Origin of the sequence: Streptomyces monashensis, from assembly GCF_001866665.1 — a bacterium.
GTDB lineage: Bacteria > Actinomycetota > Actinomycetes > Streptomycetales > Streptomycetaceae > Streptomyces > Streptomyces monashensis.
In genome coordinates this window covers 16,534-34,118 of the sequence record NZ_MLYO01000068.1, presented here as the reverse complement: position 1 = coordinate 34,118, position 17,585 = coordinate 16,534, and the positions used below count along the sequence as shown (strand labels likewise).

At 74.3% G+C, this 17,585-nt stretch carries 12 protein-coding genes; 2 read left to right on the top strand and 10 right to left on the bottom strand.

Annotation, left to right across the window (positions count from 1 at the left end):
- Positions 1 to 148: 148 nt before the first annotated feature.
- From BIV23_RS35810 to BIV23_RS35785, 6 genes are all read right to left on the bottom strand, one after another.
- The gene (locus tag BIV23_RS35810) at positions 149 to 1,504 is read right to left on the bottom strand and encodes an extracellular solute-binding protein (protein ID WP_107471371.1); all 1,356 of its coding nucleotides are present in this window, start codon (positions 1,502 to 1,504) and stop codon (positions 149 to 151) included.
- Positions 1,501 to 2,466 carry a hypothetical protein gene (locus tag BIV23_RS35805; protein ID WP_071385134.1) on the bottom strand — a complete coding sequence of 322 codons (966 nt, stop codon included), beginning with the start codon at positions 2,464 to 2,466 and terminating at the stop codon, positions 1,501 to 1,503. Before BIV23_RS35805 ends, BIV23_RS35810 begins: the two co-directional genes overlap by 4 nt.
- Positions 2,463 to 3,992 carry a VWA domain-containing protein gene (locus BIV23_RS35800; protein WP_071385133.1) on the bottom strand — a complete coding sequence of 510 codons (1,530 nt, stop codon included), beginning with the start codon at positions 3,990 to 3,992 and terminating at the stop codon, positions 2,463 to 2,465. The genes BIV23_RS35805 and BIV23_RS35800 overlap by 4 nt, the downstream gene beginning before the upstream one ends.
- Before the next feature lie 20 nt (positions 3,993 to 4,012).
- Complete coding sequence (locus BIV23_RS53395) at positions 4,013 to 6,346, bottom strand: serine/threonine-protein kinase (protein ID WP_071385132.1); 2,334 nt, start codon at positions 6,344 to 6,346, stop codon at positions 4,013 to 4,015.
- On the bottom strand, positions 6,343 to 9,465 hold the full coding sequence (locus tag BIV23_RS52650; RefSeq protein WP_143079183.1) for a trypsin-like serine peptidase: 3,123 nt from the start codon (positions 9,463 to 9,465) through the stop codon (positions 6,343 to 6,345). The genes BIV23_RS53395 and BIV23_RS52650 overlap by 4 nt, the downstream gene beginning before the upstream one ends.
- A gap of 92 nt (positions 9,466 to 9,557) precedes the next feature.
- On the bottom strand, positions 9,558 to 10,199 hold the full coding sequence (locus BIV23_RS35785) for a phosphoribosyltransferase (protein ID WP_071385131.1): 642 nt from the start codon (positions 10,197 to 10,199) through the stop codon (positions 9,558 to 9,560).
- 103 nt (positions 10,200 to 10,302) lie between these two features.
- Here BIV23_RS35785 and BIV23_RS35780 point away from each other — a divergent pair, with 103 nt between their 5' ends.
- The gene (locus BIV23_RS35780; RefSeq protein WP_079173620.1) at positions 10,303 to 11,121 is read left to right on the top strand and encodes a polysaccharide deacetylase family protein; all 819 of its coding nucleotides are present in this window, start codon (positions 10,303 to 10,305) and stop codon (positions 11,119 to 11,121) included.
- A gap of 30 nt (positions 11,122 to 11,151) precedes the next feature.
- The gene (locus BIV23_RS35775) at positions 11,152 to 11,592 is read left to right on the top strand and encodes an SRPBCC family protein (RefSeq protein ID WP_071385130.1); all 441 of its coding nucleotides are present in this window, start codon (positions 11,152 to 11,154) and stop codon (positions 11,590 to 11,592) included.
- A gap of 35 nt (positions 11,593 to 11,627) precedes the next feature.
- On the opposite strand, the gene BIV23_RS35770 is transcribed toward BIV23_RS35775, so the two are convergent.
- The 4 genes from BIV23_RS35770 to BIV23_RS35755 all read right to left on the bottom strand — a co-directional run bounded on the left by BIV23_RS35770 (position 11,628) and on the right by BIV23_RS35755 (position 17,583).
- On the bottom strand, positions 11,628 to 12,272 hold the full coding sequence (locus BIV23_RS35770; protein WP_071385129.1) for a LysE family translocator: 645 nt from the start codon (positions 12,270 to 12,272) through the stop codon (positions 11,628 to 11,630).
- A gap of 57 nt (positions 12,273 to 12,329) precedes the next feature.
- A complete protein-coding gene (locus tag BIV23_RS35765; protein ID WP_071385128.1) occupies positions 12,330 to 13,481 on the bottom strand; it encodes an XdhC family protein in 1,152 nt (383 codons plus the stop codon).
- A gap of 45 nt (positions 13,482 to 13,526) precedes the next feature.
- Positions 13,527 to 14,984: an NCS2 family permease gene (locus BIV23_RS35760; protein WP_071385127.1), complete on the bottom strand. Its 1,458-nt coding sequence runs from the start codon at positions 14,982 to 14,984 to the stop codon at positions 13,527 to 13,529.
- A gap of 214 nt (positions 14,985 to 15,198) precedes the next feature.
- Positions 15,199 to 17,583, bottom strand: a complete 2,385-nt coding sequence (locus BIV23_RS35755; RefSeq protein ID WP_071385126.1) for a xanthine dehydrogenase family protein molybdopterin-binding subunit — start codon at positions 17,581 to 17,583, stop codon at positions 15,199 to 15,201.
- Positions 17,584 to 17,585: the final 2 nt, after the last annotated feature.

Genomic DNA, 17,585 nt, shown 5'->3' with positions numbered 1-17,585 from the left:
GGACGTTGCGAGCCACCACGAGCGGCCCGCAACGTCCCCCTCTCCATTGCTGTACGGCGTTGAGCCGTCGGGGGGCCGCTCAGCGCCGTACGACGGCCGCACACCGGATCTCGCGCACATCCTTCGATCGGGTGATCCCGCCGTGTCGTCAGGGCGTCTCCCGGCCTCCCGGTGCGTCGGCGTGGTCGCACACCGACTGGAGCCAGGTCAGACCGTGGGCCAAGCGCAGGGAGTCCAGGTTCGTCAGCAGCGTGTCGAGGTGGTCGGGGTGGGCGAGGTACTCGATCGTCGCCTCGGCGAAGGCGTCGCGCACCGAGGGCGGCATCGCGTCGGAGGCGTCGAAGCAGTGCACCGCGCGGTCGTCGAGGAGGGTCGCGGCGAGGGACCGGTGCCAGTCGGCGCCCCGGGCAGCGGGGGCGGGCTGGGCGTCGGGGCTGACCGAGAAGCCCGACTCCCGTGCGCTCCAGGCGCGTTGGGCGGCGGCCGAGGCGAGGTAGCGGATCAGGGCGCGGGCCGGTGAGGTGTCGTGCAGCAGGGCGACCAGGTCGCCGGAGACCTCCCAGGCGTCGTCGGCCTTCGCCCCGGGGATCAGCCGGGCGGAGGGCTCGTAGCGCCCGTCGGCCCGTTTCCAGGAGTCCTGGTTGCGGATGAAGGACGCCTGGTGCTCCAGTGTGCAGCCGCGCGGGGTGCGGGTGACCGGCTCGGCCGCGTCCTGGTACGGCGTCTTCAGCGCCCGGCGCACCAGCGCCGGGTCCCCGCCCGCGCCGACGAGGCGGCCCCAGGCCGTCCAGGCCCCCTTCACCTCCGCGGACCGCCAGGGCAGTTCACCGCGGGCCCAGCGCTGGTAGGTGTCCGGGCCGTACCGCTGGAGCAGGATGTCCTCGATCCAGTCGGTGCCGGGCCAGCCGCTGGTCGCCCCGGAGCCCATGCCGAGGCACCACTGCCCGGGCTGCCGCGCGGCCGCGGCGCGCTGCCGGGCGCTCGTGCCGCCCGGGTACCAGACGATGCTCTTCAGGTCGGCCTTGAGCGGGAACCAGTACACGTGCCCGTCCAGCGGCGTGGTCCAGGACGCGCCGAAGCCGGCCTGGGGCAGCAGGCCGTCGAGCGGCTTCAGCTGTCCCTGCCGGGCGTAGTCGGCCAGTTCGCCGGGCCCGGTCAGCACCACCACGTCGGGCGGGGTGCCGGCCTCGACGTCGGCGCCGAGCACCTGGCTCTCGGCGGAGCTGCCCTGGTAGTCGACGTGGACGTGGTGCGTGCGCGCGAACGGGTCGAGGACCGTCGCGCGGAGGTTGCGCTCGTCCGTGCCGGTCCAGTTCGCCAGCAGGGTGACGGTCGGCTCCTGCCCGAGGGCGCGCACCCCGGCGACGAGTCCCGCCGCCAGCAGGACGAGGCAGCCCGCCAGCACGGTGAGGGTGCGGGCGCGGGGGCGGCGCGGGGCGGCGCCGGGTGTGCCTGCGGGCGTGGGGGCGGAGGCCGGCGCGGGGCCGGTGTACGGGGCGCTCACCGGGGCCTGAACCGGTAGTCGTCGATGTGCCGCCGCAGTCCCGTCTCGGCGAGGGCCATGAGCAGGACGCCTCCGATCAGGATCCACACCGCCGCCGACGCGCGGAAGCCGGTGTGGGCGAGGTACGAGGCGGTGTGCCGCCCCGCGTCGGTGATGAGCGGTCCGGACAGCGGCCGATCGAGCAGGGCGCGGGTGTGCGCCATGCCCCGGTGCGTCCAGGCGGTGAACAGCAGCGCGGTGGCCACCCAGGCCACAAGCAGGCCGCCCGCCGCGAGGAGCCCGCGGTTGAACCGGCGGCGGAAGCGGCGGCGCAGGAACAGCTGGGTCTCCAGCAGGGCGGCGGCGAGGACGAGGGCCAGCAGCAGGGTGAGGGTCCAGCCGCACCACAGCAGCGGCCCGAAGGCGCTCTGGCGGCGCACGGTGGCACGCAGCTGGCTGCGCAGCGCCGTCAGCCGGGCCCGGATGCCGGAGCCGTCGTCCGTCAGGACGCTGGTGGCGTAGCTCAGGTAGGCCTCGCGCAACACGCTGCCGGCGGGCTGGAGTTGGGCCTGTTGGACCTTGACGGCGTACACGGTGATCAGGCCGGCGACCGTCTGGAGGGCCTGTCGGCCCGCCGGCCCGCCGACGTCGTCCCCGGCGGCGGCCGCGAGGCTCTGCGCGGCGACCGAGATCTGCTTCTGGAAGTCGCTGGTCGGCGCCGCCGCACCGGCGTCCCGCTGGGCCTCGTCGAGCGCGTACAGGGCGGTGTCGAGGGACAGCACGGCCGGGGCACTGGCGGTGCGCAGCGGATCGGCGTCCCCGTGCACCCCCTCGTACGACAGGAACAGGCAGAGTGTCAGCAGCCCCGACAGGACCAGGAGCAGACGGTGGCGTACGGCGAGATCGTGCGCCGTACCGCTGACGCGCACGCCGGGGCGGCCGGTGTCGTGCCGGGACGTGACGGGCACGGACGCCGGGGTCATGCGGGGGATCCCCTCAGGGGGCGGCCGCAGTCGCCGCCGCAGTAGGCGGAGTCGGCCGGGCCGAGCCACTTGCACTCCGGGCACTCGATCAGGTCCCCGGGGCCGGCGCCGCCCTCCGGCGCGGGGCCGGCGCCGGGTGGCGGGCCGGGGGCACCGGGCTCGGGTGGGGTCGTCAGCGCGCTGGAGAGGATCAGGTGCTGCCAGTCGACGTCCTTCAGGCCGCTGCGGACCCGGCCCGTGCCCGGCCCGGTCCCGTCCTCCCCCTTCTCCTCGATGCGCCGCAGCGCGCCCACGAGCTGGGCGTCGTCCAGCTCACCGGCCACGGCCAGCACCCGCGCCAGCGCGCGGTCCGCCGCCGCCCGGCCCTCGCTGCCGCGCAGCCACGCCCGGTAGGCCTCGGCCACGGCGCCCTCCACCTGCCGGTACAGCTCGCGCCGGCGCACCCCGGGATGCTGCCGGGAGGCGTCGAGGGGGTTGTCGGTCCAGCGCACCAGGACGGGTCTCGGCGGGGGCAGCCGCACCGGGCGCCCGGCCTCGGCCACGACCACCTCCACGGCGGCGAGCTGGAGGTCCTCGCCGGTCTCGCGGCCGGTCGGGTCGGCGCTCAGGACGGCCTGGAAGTGCCGTACTTCGTCGCCCCAGGCCCGGGTGACGTACTCGATGGCGCGGCCGCCGGAACCGGCGGCCGGGACGGCGGTCAGCTCCTGCTCGTTCGGCACCACCTGGGTGACCCGGCGGATCACCGTGCCGGGGGTGGGGGTCAGTCTGATGCGCAGCTCGGGCACCGCCGTACCGAGCAGGTCCCGCATCAACTCCTCGTAGGCCGAGGTCAGTTCGGACTCGTCGCGGACCGCTCCGGCCCGGCCGTGCAGCCGCCGGGTGATGCGCAGCAGCAGTTCGGCGTCCCAGTCGTCGCCGATGCCCCAGGCGTCGCAGACGAACCGCCCCTCGCACGCGTCCAGCGCGGTCTGAAGGGTCATGGGGGCCCGGTGGTCGTGCTCGTTGCGCCCGTCGGTCAGCAGCAGGACGTGCTTGACCGGGGCGCTCTGCCGCGTCAGCAGCCGGCGGGCCAGGTCGAGCCAGGTGCCGATGGCGGTGCCGCCGTCCGCGTCCAGGATCCGTACGGCCCGCTCGGCGGCGTCGCGTTCGGCGGGCCCGGCGACCGCCATCGGCGGGCCGCCGGGGCCGGGGTGGACCACGCCGGCCCGGAACCGCCCGGAGAGCACGGCGAAGGGCGTGCCGTCGGGCAGCAGCCGGACCGCGGCGACGGTGGCGTCCTTCGCGGCGTGCAGCTTGGCGGCCGGGTGGAGCATGGAGCGGGAGGTGTCGACGATCAGCACCTCGGCGAGCGCGGGCCCCGCCCCGGGGCCGGCGGCGAGCCCCGCTCCGCCGTGGCTGCTGACGCCGATCTCCAGGATGGCGTGCATCTCCCGGCCGGCGGAGCCCCCGGTCGCGGGCGGGGCGGCGGGCAGCTCCTTCTGCTGGCCGACCGCGAGCGTCACCTCGATCGGTCCGGGCACGGTCATCGTCGTCCCCCACGTGGTGGTCAGAAGGTGGTCGTCGGGCGGACCGCGTGGGCCAGGTCGAGGAGCCGGCCGTGTTCCGCGGCGGTGCGGGCCTGCGCGGCCAGCTGCCGGAAGGAGTGCTCCAGCAGGATGCGCAGGCCGTCCTCGTCGCCGGGCCCGAGGAGGTCCCCGGCGCACGTCTCGCCCCAGCCCGGCGCCGGCCGGCCGTACAGGGCGTGCTCGCGGACCTCGGCGGCCAGCCGGGCCCGGGACTCGCCGTCGGCGGCGCCGCCGTCCAGGCGCAGCTCGGGCAGCCGCCGGGCGGCGTCGGCCAGATCGGCCGGCGAGGGCGGGACGGTGCGCAGGAGACCGGCGCGGACGCGTACCGCCGCGATCCGGGCGGCGTCGTGGTGGCGGGAGGTGGCCGGGACGTCGTCGAGGACATGGACGGCCGCGTCCCGGCCGCCGTCGGCCAGATGGCAGCGGGCCAGCCCGAACGCGGCGGCGGTGTGCGCGAAGTCCCGTTTCCACACGGCCTCGTAGAACAGCATGGCGCGGGCGATGCACTGCCGGCGGACCCGCACCGCCTCGGGCTCGGCCCCGGGCTCCCCTTCTCCGTGTGCTCTCGCCTCGGCCTCGGCCTGCCCCGCCGTGTGCTCCGCGCAGTAGCCGAGGGCCAGTTTGGGGACGTACTCGCCGGGCAGCGCGCCGTACACGGCGCCGAAGTGGTCCCCGGCCTCGGCGACCTCGCCCCGGCCGAGGCACAGGACTCCGCGGTGCCAGGCGATGCGCCAGTCGTGGGCGGCGGCGCGCTCGCCGAGCTGGGTCTCGGCCTCGGCGAGCCAGCTCTCGGCCTGGCGCCGCTCACCGCGTCTGAGGTAGGCGCGGCACAGCCACAGCGCGGTCTCGGGGGTGCCGAGCCGGGCTTCGCGGGACCAGTCCAGGGCGACCTCGTCGGCGGCGTCGGGCGAGAACGTGTCCAGCAGCAGGGCGGCGCCGTCGTCGGGGTCGGGCACCGGCTCCGGGAGGGCGGCCGCGACCTCGGCGGCGGCGGGCGGGGCGACGTCCAGCGGTGCGGGCCGTGCGCCGGGGCGTGCGGTCCAGTGGTCCAGGGCCGGGATCGCGCCGAGCCCGGCGTCGAGACCGGCGCCGGCGGCGCGGAACCGGGTGGAGCTCTCCGGCAGCTGCTCGCCGAACTGGAGTGAGCGGAACTCCCGTAGCACTTCCCAGAGTTGGCGGGACATCTCGGCGGCCGAGCGGAACCGGGCGGCGGGTTCGGCGTGGGTGGCGCGGTCGACGATCCGGCGGAAGGAGGCGGGGGCGAGCCCGCGGGCCGGTTCGGCGGCGCGGTACAGGGCCTGGAGGGTCATGCCGACGGTGTAGAGGTCGCTGTCGACGTGCCAGCCGCGCCGGTCGATCTCCTCCTTGGGCGGGGCGAAGCCGGCCGTGTAGACGTAGGCGGAGGCGCGGTCGCCGATCGCGCGGACCGCACCGAGGTCGATGACCTTGACCGCCCGGCCGAAGTGGATGACGTTGGCGGGCTTCATGTCGCAGTACAGCAGCCCGCGTTCGTGCATGTACCGCAGAGCGCCGAGGATCTTGCAGCCGTAGGTGAGGACGTGGTCGAGGCGGGGCCGGCCGTGGAAGATCCGATCGACGTCGTCGGCGTCGAAGAGCTGCTGCAGGGAGCGGCCGCCGATGTAGTCCATGACCAGGTAGCCGGTGGGCGGGCGGCCGGGGGCGCGGTGGTCGGCGTAGGTGATGATGCGGACGATGTCGGGGTGGTGCAGGGCGGTGAGGGAGCGGCGCTCCTCGACGGCGCCGAGGCGGGCGCGGGTGTCGTGGACGTCGATCCGGCCCTTGAGGACGACCCGGTGGCCGTCGGCGCGGGTGTCCTCGGCGAGATGGATCCAGCCGAGGCCGCCGCGGGCGAGACAGCCGAGGACCCGGTAGTGGCCGGCCACCACGTCGCCCTTGTCCAGCTGGGGCAGGAAGGAGTACGGCGTGCCGCAGCGGGGGCAGCGGCCGGTGGCGCGGGCGGGCTGGCCGCCGTAGCCGAGGCCGACGGTCATGGTGCAGCCGTTCGCTCCGCAGCGGCGGCCGCCGGTGGGCGGGCGGGGGTCGGCCACGAGGACGTCGTCCGGTACGGGGACCTCCGGCAGGACGACCAGGCCGTGCGGGTCGAGTTCCCCGACCCCGGCGACCGCGTGCACGACAGGCGGCCCGGCGCTCTCCTCGGTGGCGGCGGACGGGACCGGTCGCGCGGCCCGGTCGGGCGGCTCGCTGTGCGCCTCGATGTGCCGGTGCCCGCAGGTGTCGCAGTAACCGGTCCCCATGATGTGCCCCGCACAGCCGGGCCGGACGCACGAGATCACGACGGTCTCCCCTCTCCGGAGCGGGAAACGCGCTGCGCGGTGGCCGAGTCGGTCTGTGCCACCGCCGACTTCCCGGGAGCGGGATCGCCGAGCGGGGTGGCCGGGTCAGCCTGTGCCGCCCCTGACTTCCCGCCGACGGCATCGCCCTGCGCGGTGGCCGAGTCCGTCTGTGCCACCGCCGACTTCCCGACAGAAGGACCGCCGGACACCCGCACCGGAATCGGGGGAACGCAATCGCCCGGCACGGCAGCCGAGTCGGGCCGAACCACCGCCGGCTTCCCGCCGACGGCATCGCCCTGCACGGTGACCGAGTCCGTCTCTGCCACCGCCGACTTCCCGACAGAAGGACCGCCGGACACCCGCACCGGAATCGGGGGAACGCAATCGCCCGGCACGGTGACCGGGTCGACCCGTGCCGGCGCCGGCTTCCCGCCGACGGCATCGCCCTGCACGGTGACCGAGTCCGTCTGTGCCACCGCCGACTTCCCGACAGAAGGACCGCCGGACACCCGCACCGGAATCGGGGGAACGCAATCGCCCGGCACGGTGACCGGGTCGACCCGTGCCGGCGCCGGCTTCCCGCCGACGGCATCGCCCTGCACGGTGACCGAGTCCGTCTCTGCCACCGCCGACTTCCCGACAGAAGGACCGCCGGACACCCGCACCGGAATCGGGGGAACGCAATCGCCCCGCACGGTGACCGGGTCGACCCGTGCCGGCGCCGGCTTCCCCGGAACGGAATCGCCGCACGCCCGCGCCGGATCCACGGGCGCCGAGGGGCCCTCTGTCACCGCCCGGTGCCCGGGCGCGGGACCGGCGCTCGTCCTCACCGGGGCCGCCGGAAGCGACCGGCCCGGCGGCGGCACCGGGCTCCCGGGAGCGGGGTGGCCGCCGCGGGCGGGGGACGGGGCGTCGGTGGTCGGGTGGCCGGGCACCGGACCCGGGGCTCCGGGTGTGCCGGCCGGGTTCCCGTATGCCGTCCCCATGACTCCGGCACCGGCGCCGGCACCGCCCGAACTGCCCTGCCCGGCATCATGGTTGTCCGGTCCCGGGCGGCCGGGTGCCGTGCCCCGGCCCCCAGGGTCGGAGCGTCCCCGCGCGCTGCCCGGCCCCCCGGAGGGCGAACGGCCCGCCGTCCTGTCCGGGCGGGCTCCGGGGACCGGGCCCGCGGAGCGTGAGCCGTCCGGCGGCGGGGGCGGAGTGTCCCCTGCCCTCGCCGGGCTCCCGGACGCGGGCGACGAGCAGAAGGTGACGAAGCGTTCGACGGCCGCCTCGGCGCGCTCGACGTCGCACGGCGTGTGCCGCAGGACGGAGAGCGCGTGCTCGTAGAGCAGGTACGCCTCCATGACGGGATCGTCGGACGCCGCCGGACCGCCAAGCGCTCCCGACGCACCCGCCCCACCGGGCCCGGCCTGCTCACCGACGCTCCCCGACCCACCGGACGCACCCCGCCCACCACCTCCGCCCGGCCCACCGGACGCACCCGGTGTCGCAGCGGTCCCGGTCCGCCCCTCGGGTTCCGCCGCCGTACCCGCCGGCCCTGCCGTTCCCGCCGCCGAAGGCAACCGGACCCTCTCGGCCGCCGCCGCGGCGCGGCGGCGGCACAGGGGCCACTCGGCGCTGACCCGGCCGAGGAGTTCCTCGCGGCGGTGCAGGCGGCTGTCGAGGTGGCCGATGGCCTGTTCCAGACGTCGGCGGCGGCGCTCGGCGGCGTCCTCGAACGCGAACAGCAGCCCGGCGCCGGCGGGTTCGCGCTCGCGTTCGGGGGTGTGGGCGACCCACGCGCGCAGCATCCGGGTGCGCCGCAGGCCGCCCTCGGCCTGCTCGACGAGTCGCCGGGCGCCGGGGCCGGGCAGCACCCGGTCGCGGAGCCGGTCGAGGGCCGGGCCCAACTCCTCCACGATCCGGTCGAGTTCGCCGTGCAGCCGGACCCAGCGTTCGCGCAGCGGGCGGTTCACGAGCAGCTCGGTGGCGTGTTCGGCGCGCTCCCCCTCACGACGGAAGACCAGCAGCAGCCGGGCCCCCTGGCGGGCGAGCCGGTCCAGCAGGCCGAGCAGGGCGGCGGGTTCGGCGGCCTGGTCGACACCGACCAGGACCGCGGCGAGCGGGACGTGCAGTCCGCCGAGCCGTTCGGGCCGGGGGTCGTCCCGGATGCCGAGCCGGGCGGCGACACGGTCCATGACCTCGGCGGCCGTGAGCCCGCCCGCGTCCAGGGCGAGATCGTGGGCGCCGGCCGGGGGCACCGTCTCGGGCGGGTCGTGGCTGAAGACGCTGGTGTTCCGGTCGGTGCGCAGCTCCCGGTCGGCGAGCGTGACGGCCCGGTTGAGCGTCCAGTCGCGGTCGCCGCGCTCGGGGACGACGGTGACGCGCACCGGCCAGCCCTCACCCCGGAACCAGCAGGCGAGTTCGGTGGCGAACGGCACGTCGAGCGCACCGGACGTGTCCTGGGCGCCGGTGCGCAGCCGGGGGTCGACGGCCTCGGCGCCGTCGGCCCAGGCGGCGACCTGCGGCAGATGGCTGAGGATGGTCTCGGTGGGGCTCATGTAGCTGAAGGCGGAGGGGGTTCCCTCGTCCACGCTGAGGACGATGCCGATGACCCGGTCGGTCGCGTGGTCGACCACCGGGCCGCCGCTGAAGCCGGGCGCGGCCAGCTCGCCGGGGGTCCGCGGGCGCAGCTGCACCTGGCTGTCGCGGCCCCGGGCGGCTTCCAGCGTGGCGCCGTGCCAGCGGCCGCCGTCGTCGCCGTCCGGGAAGCCGTACATGCTGACCGCCCCGTACGGCACGGCGAGCCGGTGGAGCCGGGTGGCGTGGCCGTCGGGCACGCGCCGGTCCAGGCGCAACAGGGCGAGGTCGCCGCTGCGATCGCCGAGGCCGTCCTCGCGCTGCGGCACGTGTTCGTCCTCGCGGACGGTGGCGGGTACGGCGTCCAGGCCGGGCACGGCGACCAGGCGGACGGCGTAGCGCCGGCCGGGCACGACGACGTGCGCGGCGGTGAGCACGCGGTCCGGGGCGAGCAGCACCCCCGCACCGAGCACCTGCCCGTCCGGCGCCTCGATCCGGGCGATCCAGGACGGCATCCGTAACCGCGTCGTGACGGCTCGCTCCCCCGTGCGCGTCATGGCCTCCAAGTTACTCCGCGTACCGCTCCGCTCCTACTGGTGTGCACGGGGACGTTGCCGAGAGGCGGGGGCCGGGGCGAGGGAGGGGCTGTTCAGTGCGCGTGCAGCGCGGCCAGCACCTGCGCGTCGGTGAGCTGCTCGAAGTCCTCGTACCACTGCCCCACCGCGGCGAAGCCGGCCGGCCGGTGCGGGCAGACGACCGTGTCGGCCTCGCCGGTGAGCGACTCGACCGAGTCGGGGGCGCCGACCGGTACGGCGAGGACGAGGTGGGCGGGCCCGCGGCGGCGGACGTGGCGCAGGGCCGCGCGGGCGGTGGCGCCGGTGGCCAGCCCGTCGTCGACCACGATCACCGTGCGCCCGGCCGGGTCGGGGGGCGGGCGGCCCGCCCGGTAGCGCTCCTCGCGGCGGCGCAGCTCCTGCCGTTCGCGTTCGACCGCCGGGGCCATGTACTCCTCGGTCAGGCCGAGCATGTCGAGGGTGCCGGCGTCGAAGAGCGGCGGGTCGTCCGCGGCGAGCGCGCCGACGGCGAACTCCTGGTGGTGCGGAGCGCCGATCTTGCGGACGACGAGCACGTCGAGCGGGGCGCCGAGGGCGCGGGCGACCGGCTCGGCGACGGCGATGCCGCCCCGGGGCAGCGCGAGCACGAGGGGGTCGGCGAGGGCTTCCCGCTCGCACAGGTCCACCAGCAGTCCGGCCAGTTCCCGTCCGGCCTCGGCACGGTCCCTGAAGCGCATGGTGGTCCTCCTCCGCGCAGCCCCTGTCTCCATGGTGCTACGGAAGGGCGGGCCGGGGCGCCTCGGTAAAGGTTTGGTTATGCACTGTGTATATAGTCCTGGTATGTCTCTGTGGACCGACAAGACCCCGACGACGAAGCGCGCCCTCAGGAAGATGCGCGAGACCGCCCGAAGGTTGCGGCCCGTCGCGCTCGCCTCGGCGGCCGCCGCCCTGACCCTCACGCTGTCCGGCTGCGCCGATGTCGACGCGACCTCGCCGAGCACCGCGCGGGCCGCCGCGGCGAAGGGGGCACCGGCGAAGCTCGGGACCGTCGACTGCCGTGAGGCCAAGTGCATCGCGCTCACCTTCGACGCGGGCCCCAGCGAGAACTCGGCGCGGCTGCTCGACATCCTCAGGGAGAAGAAGGTCCCGGCCACCTTCTTCCTGCTCGGCCGGAACCACATCGAGAAGTACCCGCAGCTGGTCGAGCGGATGGCGGCCGAGGGTCACGAGGTGGCGAGCCACACCTGGGACCACAAGATCCTCACCCGGATATCGGACGCGCAGATACGCGACGAACTGAAGCGCCCGAACGACGCGATCGAGCGGCTCACCGGGCACCGGCCCACGCTGATGCGCCCGCCGCAGGGCCGCACCGACTCCGACGTGCACAGGATCACGAAGGAGATGGGGATGGCGGAGGTGCTGTGGAGCGTGACCGCCAAGGACTACATGACCAACGACTCGGCGCTCATCACGAAGCGCGTCCTCGAGCAGTCGTCGCGGGACGGGATCATCCTGCTGCACGACATCTACCCCGGCACCGTGCCCGCCGTGCCCGGCGTCATCGACGCCCTGAAGGAGCGCGGCTACGTCTTCGTGACGGTGCCTCAGCTGCTGGCGCCCGGCAAGGCGGAGCCGGGCAGGGTGTACCGGCCCTGACGCCCGTCACGGGACCTCTACGATCTTGCCGTGCCGACCTTCTCCTTCACCCGCACGGTCCCGCTCCCTCTCGACGAGGCGTGGCGCCGGCTCACCGACTGGCCCCGCCACGCCGACGCGGTCCCGCTGACCCGGATCAGCGTGCTCACACCGCCGCCGACCGGGGTGGGCACGCGCTTCGTCGCCCGCTCCGGCGTCGGCCCGCTGGCCTTCGACGACGTCATGGCGGTCACTGTCTGGCGCCCGCCCGCCGACGACCGCCCCGGCCTGTGCCGCCTGGAGAAGCGGGGGCGGGTGGTGCTGGGCTGGGCGGAGATCGAGGTCGCGCCGGGGCCGGGGGGCCGTAGCAGGGTGGTGTGGCGGGAGGAGCTGCGGGTGCGGTTCGCTCCCCGGCTCCTCGACGGCGTACTGGAACGTACGGCGACCGTGGTGTTCGGACGAGCCGTCAACCGGTTGCTCCGACGGGCGTGAGCGGCGCGCGGTGTGCGGTCGGGAGTCCGGGACACTCAGTCCTTGCGTCCCGTCACCGCCACCGTCACACCGAGCCCGATCATGGTCAGCCCGCCGATGCCGCCGACGGCGGACAGCCGCCGGGGCGAGCGCGCGAACCACTGCCGCGCACCGGAGGCGACCAGCCCCCACACGCTGTCCGAGGCGAGCGCGATGGCGTTGAAGACCAGCCCGAGCAGCAGCATCTGCCCGGTGACGTGCCCCTGCCCGGGATCCACGAACTGCGGCAGCACCGCGGCGAAGAACACCATCGTCTTGGGGTTGGCCACGCCGACCGCGAAGCCCTCCCCCAGGGTCCGCAGGGACCCGTGCCCGGGACCGCCGCCCGGCTGCGCGAACGCGGCCCGCAGCGAGCCGCGACCGCGCCAGGCCCTGACGCCGAGGTACACGAGATACGCGGCGCCCGCGAGCTTCAGGGCGGTGAAGACGAGCACCGAGCGCTCCACGACCGAGCCGATGCCGAGCGCGACGGCCACGACGAGTACGTATGCGCCGAGGGTGTTGCCGGCGACGGTGGTCAGCGCGGCCCGGCGGCCGTGCGCGAGGGCGCGGCCGACCACGAACAGCACGCTGGGGCCGGGCACCGCGATGAGCAGGAGGGACAGCGCCGCGAAGGCGGCCAGCCGGTCGGTGGACACCATGCCCTCCATGCAAGCCGGGCCCGGCGTCTGCCCGCAAACCCTTTTATTCCGGGCCGCTCAGGCCACCGACCCGATTCGCACCGCCGGCCGGGACGCCGGGTCGTGGTGGATCGGGGTGTGTGCGCCGGTCAGCGCGACCCCGCTGCCGCCGCGCCGGGCTGCGACGATCTCCGCGCCGATGGACAGGGCCGTCTCCTCGGGCGTACGGGCGCCGAGGTCGAGGCCGATGGGCGAGCGCAGGCGGGCCAGTTCGAGTTCGGTGACGCCGACGTCGCGCAGCCGCTGGTTGCGGTCGAGGTGGGTGCGGCGCGAGCCCATCGCGCCGACGTAGGCGACCGGGAGCCGCAGGGCGAGCCGCAGCAGCGGCACGTCGAACTTGGCGTCGTGGGTGAGCACGCACAGCACCGTGCGGGCGTCGGTGTCGGTGCCCTCCAGGTAGCGGTGCGGCCACTCGACGACGATCTCGTCGGCGTCCGGGAAGCGGGCGCGGGTCGCGAACACCGGGCGGGCGTCGCACACGGTGACGTGGTAGCCGAGGAACTTGCCGACGCGCACCAGCGCGGAGGCGAAGTCGATGGCACCGAAGACGATCATGCGGGGGGCGGGGACGGACGACTCCACCAGGACCGTGAGCGGGGCGCCGCAGCGCGAGCCCTGTTCGCCGATCTCCAGGGTGCCGGTGCGGCCCGCGTCCAGGAAGGCACCGGCCTCGGCGGCGACGGTGCGGTCCAGTTCGGGGTGGGCGCCGTAACCGCCGTCGTACGAGCCGTCGGGGCGGACGAGGAGGGCTCGGCCCCACAGCTCGGCCGGGCCGTCCACGATCCGCGCGACCGCCGCCGCCTCCCCACGGGCGGCGGCGGCCAGCGCGGCGGCGAGCACCGGCCGGGCGGGACCGTCCGCCCGGACCGGTGTGACGAGGATGTCGATGATTCCGCCGCAGGTCAGGCCGACGGCGAAGGCGTCCTCGTCGCTGTAGCCGAAGCGTTCGAGGACGGTCTCGCCGTCCTGAAGCGCCTGCCGGCACAGCTCGTACACGGCGCCCTCCACGCACCCGCCGGAGACCGAGCCGATCGCGGTGCCGTCGGCGTCCACCGCGAGGGCGGCGCCGGGCTGACGCGGGGCGCTGCCGCCGACGGCCACGACGGTGGCGACGGCGAAGTCACGGCCCTGCTCGACCCACCGGTTCAGCTCCTCGGCGATGTCCAGCATCTCTCGATCTCCTAACGGGGTTGTTTTCCCAGGGCGTCGGCCCGGCTAGTGCACGCCGAGCCAGGCCTCGATGGGATGAAGGGCGAAGTAGATCAGGAAGACGACCGTCAGACCCCACATGAAGGCACCGATCTCGCGGGCCTTGCCCTGGGCGGCCTTGATGGCGGTGTAGGAGATGACGCCCGCGGCGACACCGGTGGTGATGGTGTACGTGAACGGCATCAGGACGACGGTCAGGAAGACCGGGATCGCGGTGGCGCGGTCGGCCCAGTCCACGTGCCGGGCGTTCATCAGCATCATGGCGCCGATGACGACCAGGGCCGCGGAGGCGACCTCCTGCGGGACGATCGCGGTGACCGGGGTGAAGAAGAGGCAGGCCGCGAAGAACAGACCGGTGACGACGGAGGCGAGGCCGGTGCGGGCGCCCTCGCCGACGCCGGTCGCGGACTCGATGAAGACCGTCTGGCCGGAGCCGCCCGCCGCGCCGCCGATCGCACCGCCCATGCCGTCGATGAACAGCGCCTTGGACAGGCCGGGCATCCGGCCCTTGTCGTCGGCCAGTTCGGCCTCGGTGCCGACGCCGATGATGGTGGCCATCGCGTCGAAGAAGCCGGCCAGCACGAGGGTGAAGACGATCATGGCGATCGTCATCGCGCCGACCTTGCCCCAGCCGCCGAACTCGACGTGCCCGAGCAGCGAGAAGTCGGGCATCGACACGGCGCTGCCGTGCAGTTCGGGGGCGCCGTTGGCCCACTGCTTGGGGTCGATGACGCCGAGGCCGTTGAGGACCGAGGCGACGATCGTGCCGGAGACGATGCCGATGAGGATGGCGCCGGGGACGTTGCGGGCCTGGAGCATGAAGATCAGCAGCAGCGTGCCGGCGAAGAGCAGCACCGGCCAGCCGGTGAGCTGGCCCGCCGGGCCGAGGCTGAGCGGGGTTTCCTTGCCCTGGTGCACGAAGCCGGACTTGTAGAGGCCGATGAGCGCGATGAACAGGCCGATGCCCATGGTGATGCCGTGCTTGAGCGCGAGCGGGATCGCGTTCATGATCATCTCGCGCAGGCCGGTGACGACCAGCAGCATGATGACCACGCCGTACATCACGCACATGCCCATGGCCTGCGGCCAGGTCATGTTGGGGGCGACCTGCGAGGACAGCACGCCCGAGACGGACAGGCCGGCGGCGAGCGCGAGCGGCACCTTGCCGACGAAGCCCATCAGCAGCGTGGTGAACGCGGCGGCCAGCGCGGTCGCGGTGATCAGCGCCTTCTGGCCGAGCGTGTCGCCGTGGACGTCCTTGCCGGACAGGATGAGCGGGTTGAGCAGGAGGATGTAGGCCATCGCCATGAAGGTGGTGACGCCGCCGCGCACCTCACGCGCGACCGAGGATCCTCTGAGGGATATGTGGAAGTACCGGTCGAGCCAGGACCGTCCGGCCGGGACGCGGCTGCCATCGCCGGCGTCGTCGGCTGCGGTCCTGGGCTCCACTGACTGCTGGGTCATGGGCCATCTCCCAAGGTTCACAGGGGCACCCGTACAACTGCCCTGACAGGTACGGGATTTGGGGAATGGACGACCCGGGGGACGGCCCGAGACGTACGAATTTCCTGGTACTTCAAGGACCGCGAGCGGTGCGGAACTCAAAGAGGGTTCCTCCGGGCGGCGCGGTGGAGTGTGTGACGTTCCCGGCGCCGCCCGGAGAGCTTTTCGGTGGTGCTTACGCGGTCCCCGTCAGGTGCTCGGGCCGTACGGGAGTGCGGCTCAGCTCCAGCCCGGTCGCGTTCCGGATCGCCGCGAGGACGGCCGGGGTGGACGACAGGGTGGGGGCCTCGCCGATGCCGCGCAGCCCGTAGGGGGCGTGGTCGTCGGCGAGTTCAAGGACGTCGACCGGGATGGTCGGCGTGTCGAGGATGGTCGGGATCAGGTAGTCGGTGAAGGAGGGGTTCCTGACCTTCGCCGTCTTCGGGTCGACGATGATCTCCTCCATCACCGCGACACCCAGGCCCTGCGTCGTACCGCCCTGGATCTGGCCGACGACGGAGAGCGGGTTGAGCGCCTTGCCGACGTCCTGGGCGCAGGCCAGTTCGATGACCTTGACCAGGCCGAGCTCGGTGTCGACCTCGACGACGGCGCGGTGCGCGGCGAAGGAGTACTGGACGTGGCCGTTGCCCTGCCCGGTGTGCAGGTCGAAGGCCTCGGTCGGCCGGTGCCGCCACTCCGCCTCGATCTCCACGGTCTCGCCTTCGAGGACGTCGGCCAGGTCGCCGAGCACCTCGCCGCCGTCGGTGACGACCTTGCCGCCCTCCAGCAGGAGTTCGGCGGTCGCCCAGGCCGGGTGATAGGAGCCGAACTTGCGCCGGCCGAGCTCCAGGACCTTCTCGCGGACGAGTTCGCAGGTGTGCTTCACGGCGCCGCCGGTGACGTAGGTCTGCCGGGAGGCCGAGGTCGAACCGGCGCTGCCCACCTGGGTGTCGGCCGGGTGGATGGTCACCTGGGTGACGCCGAGCTCGGTGCGGGCGATCTGCGCGTGGACGGTGACACCGCCCTGGCCGACCTCCGCCATCGCGGTGTGCACGGTGGCGACCGGCTCGCCGCCGACGACCTCCATGCGCACCTTGGCGGTGGAGTAGTCGTCGAAGCCCTCGGAGAAGCCGACGTTCTTGATGCCGACCGCGTAGCCGACGCCGCGTACGACGCCCTCGCCGTGCGTGGTGTTGGACAGGCCGCCGGGCAGCTGCCGTACGTCGGCGCCCTCGCTGGACTCCCACTGGCGCTCGGGCGGCAGCGGCATCGCCTTGACGCGGCGCAGGAGTTCGGCGACGGGGGCGGGCGAGTCGACGGGCTGGCCCGTCGGCATGATCGTGCCCTGCTCCATGGCGTTGAGCTGCCGCAGCTCCACCGGGTCCATGCCCAGCTCCTTGGCCAGCTTGTCCATCTGCGCCTCGTAGGCGAAGCACGCCTGGACCGCGCCGAAGCCGCGCATGGCGCCGCAGGGCGGGTTGTTGGTGTAGAGGGCGACGGCCTCGATGTCGACGTCGTCGATGACGTACGGGCCGACGGAGAGGGAGGAGGCGTTGCCGACGACGGCCGGGGAGGCGGAGGCGTAGGCGCCGCCGTCCAGGACGATCTTGCACTTCATGTGCGTCAGCTTGCCGTCGCGCGTGGCCCCGTGCTCGTAGTACAGCTTGGCCGGGTGGCGGTGGACGTGTCCGAAGAAGGACTCGAACCGGTTGTAGACGATCTTCACCGGCTTGCCGGTGCGCAGGGCGAGCAGGCAGGCGTGGATCTGCATCGACAGGTCCTCGCGGCCGCCGAACGCGCCGCCGACGCCGGCCAGCGTCATCCGCACCTTCTCCTCGGGCAGGCCGAGGACGGGCGCGATCTGGCGCAGGTCGGAGTGGAGCCACTGGGTGGCGACGTAGAGGTGGACGCCGCCGTCCTCCTCGGGCACGGCGAGGCCGGACTCCGGGCCGAGGAAGGCCTGGTCCTGCATGCCGAAGGTGTACTCGCCCCTGACGATGACGTCCGCGCGCTTCGCGGCCTCGTCCGCGTTTCCGCGCACGATCGGCTGCCGGTGGACGATGTTGGGGTGCGGGACGTGGCCCGAGTGGTGGTCGTCGCGGCCCTCGTGGACGAGGATCGCGTCCGGCGCGGTCGCGGAGGCCTCGTCGGTGATGACGGGGAGTTCCCGGTAGTCGACCTTGATCTTGGCGGCGGCCCGGCGGGCCGTCTCCGGGTGGTCGGCGGCGACGATCGCGACCGGCTCGCCGTGGTGGCGGACCTTGCCGTGCGCGAGGACCGGGGTGTCCTGGATCTCCAGGCCGTAGTTCTTCACCTCGGTGGGCAGGTCGTCGTACGTCATGATCGCGTACACGCCCGGCATGGCGAGGGCCTCGGAGGTGTCGATCGAGACGATCTCGGCGTGGGCGACGGTGGAGCGCAGGATCTGGCCCCACAGCATGTCCTCGTGCCACATGTCGGACGAGTACGCGAACTCGCCGGTGACCTTGAGCGTGCCGTCCGGGCGGAGCGTGGACTCGCCGATGCCGCCCTTGGTCTGGGAACCCTGGGTGATCTTCGTGGGAGCGCCGTTGGTGGGCATGT

Bases quoted from the DNA above. Each gene is read 5' to 3' on its own strand.
- BIV23_RS35805 (WP_071385134.1), bottom strand. From the start codon at position 2,466: ATGACCCCGGCGTCCGTGCCCGTCACGTCCCGGCACGACACCGGCCGC.
- BIV23_RS35800 (WP_071385133.1), bottom strand. From the start codon at position 3,992: ATGACCGTGCCCGGACCGATCGAGGTGACGCTCGCGGTCGGCCAGCAG.
- BIV23_RS52650 (WP_143079183.1), bottom strand. From the start codon at position 9,465: ATGACGCGCACGGGGGAGCGAGCCGTCACGACGCGGTTACGGATGCCG.
- BIV23_RS35785 (WP_071385131.1), bottom strand. From the start codon at position 10,199: ATGCGCTTCAGGGACCGTGCCGAGGCCGGACGGGAACTGGCCGGACTG.
- BIV23_RS35780 (WP_079173620.1), top strand. From the start codon at position 10,303: ATGTCTCTGTGGACCGACAAGACCCCGACGACGAAGCGCGCCCTCAGG.
- BIV23_RS35770 (WP_071385129.1), bottom strand. From the start codon at position 12,272: ATGGTGTCCACCGACCGGCTGGCCGCCTTCGCGGCGCTGTCCCTCCTG.
- BIV23_RS35765 (WP_071385128.1), bottom strand. From the start codon at position 13,481: ATGCTGGACATCGCCGAGGAGCTGAACCGGTGGGTCGAGCAGGGCCGT.
- BIV23_RS35760 (WP_071385127.1), bottom strand. From the start codon at position 14,984: ATGACCCAGCAGTCAGTGGAGCCCAGGACCGCAGCCGACGACGCCGGC.
- BIV23_RS35755 (WP_071385126.1), bottom strand. From the start codon at position 17,583: ATGCCCACCAACGGCGCTCCCACGAAGATCACCCAGGGTTCCCAGACC.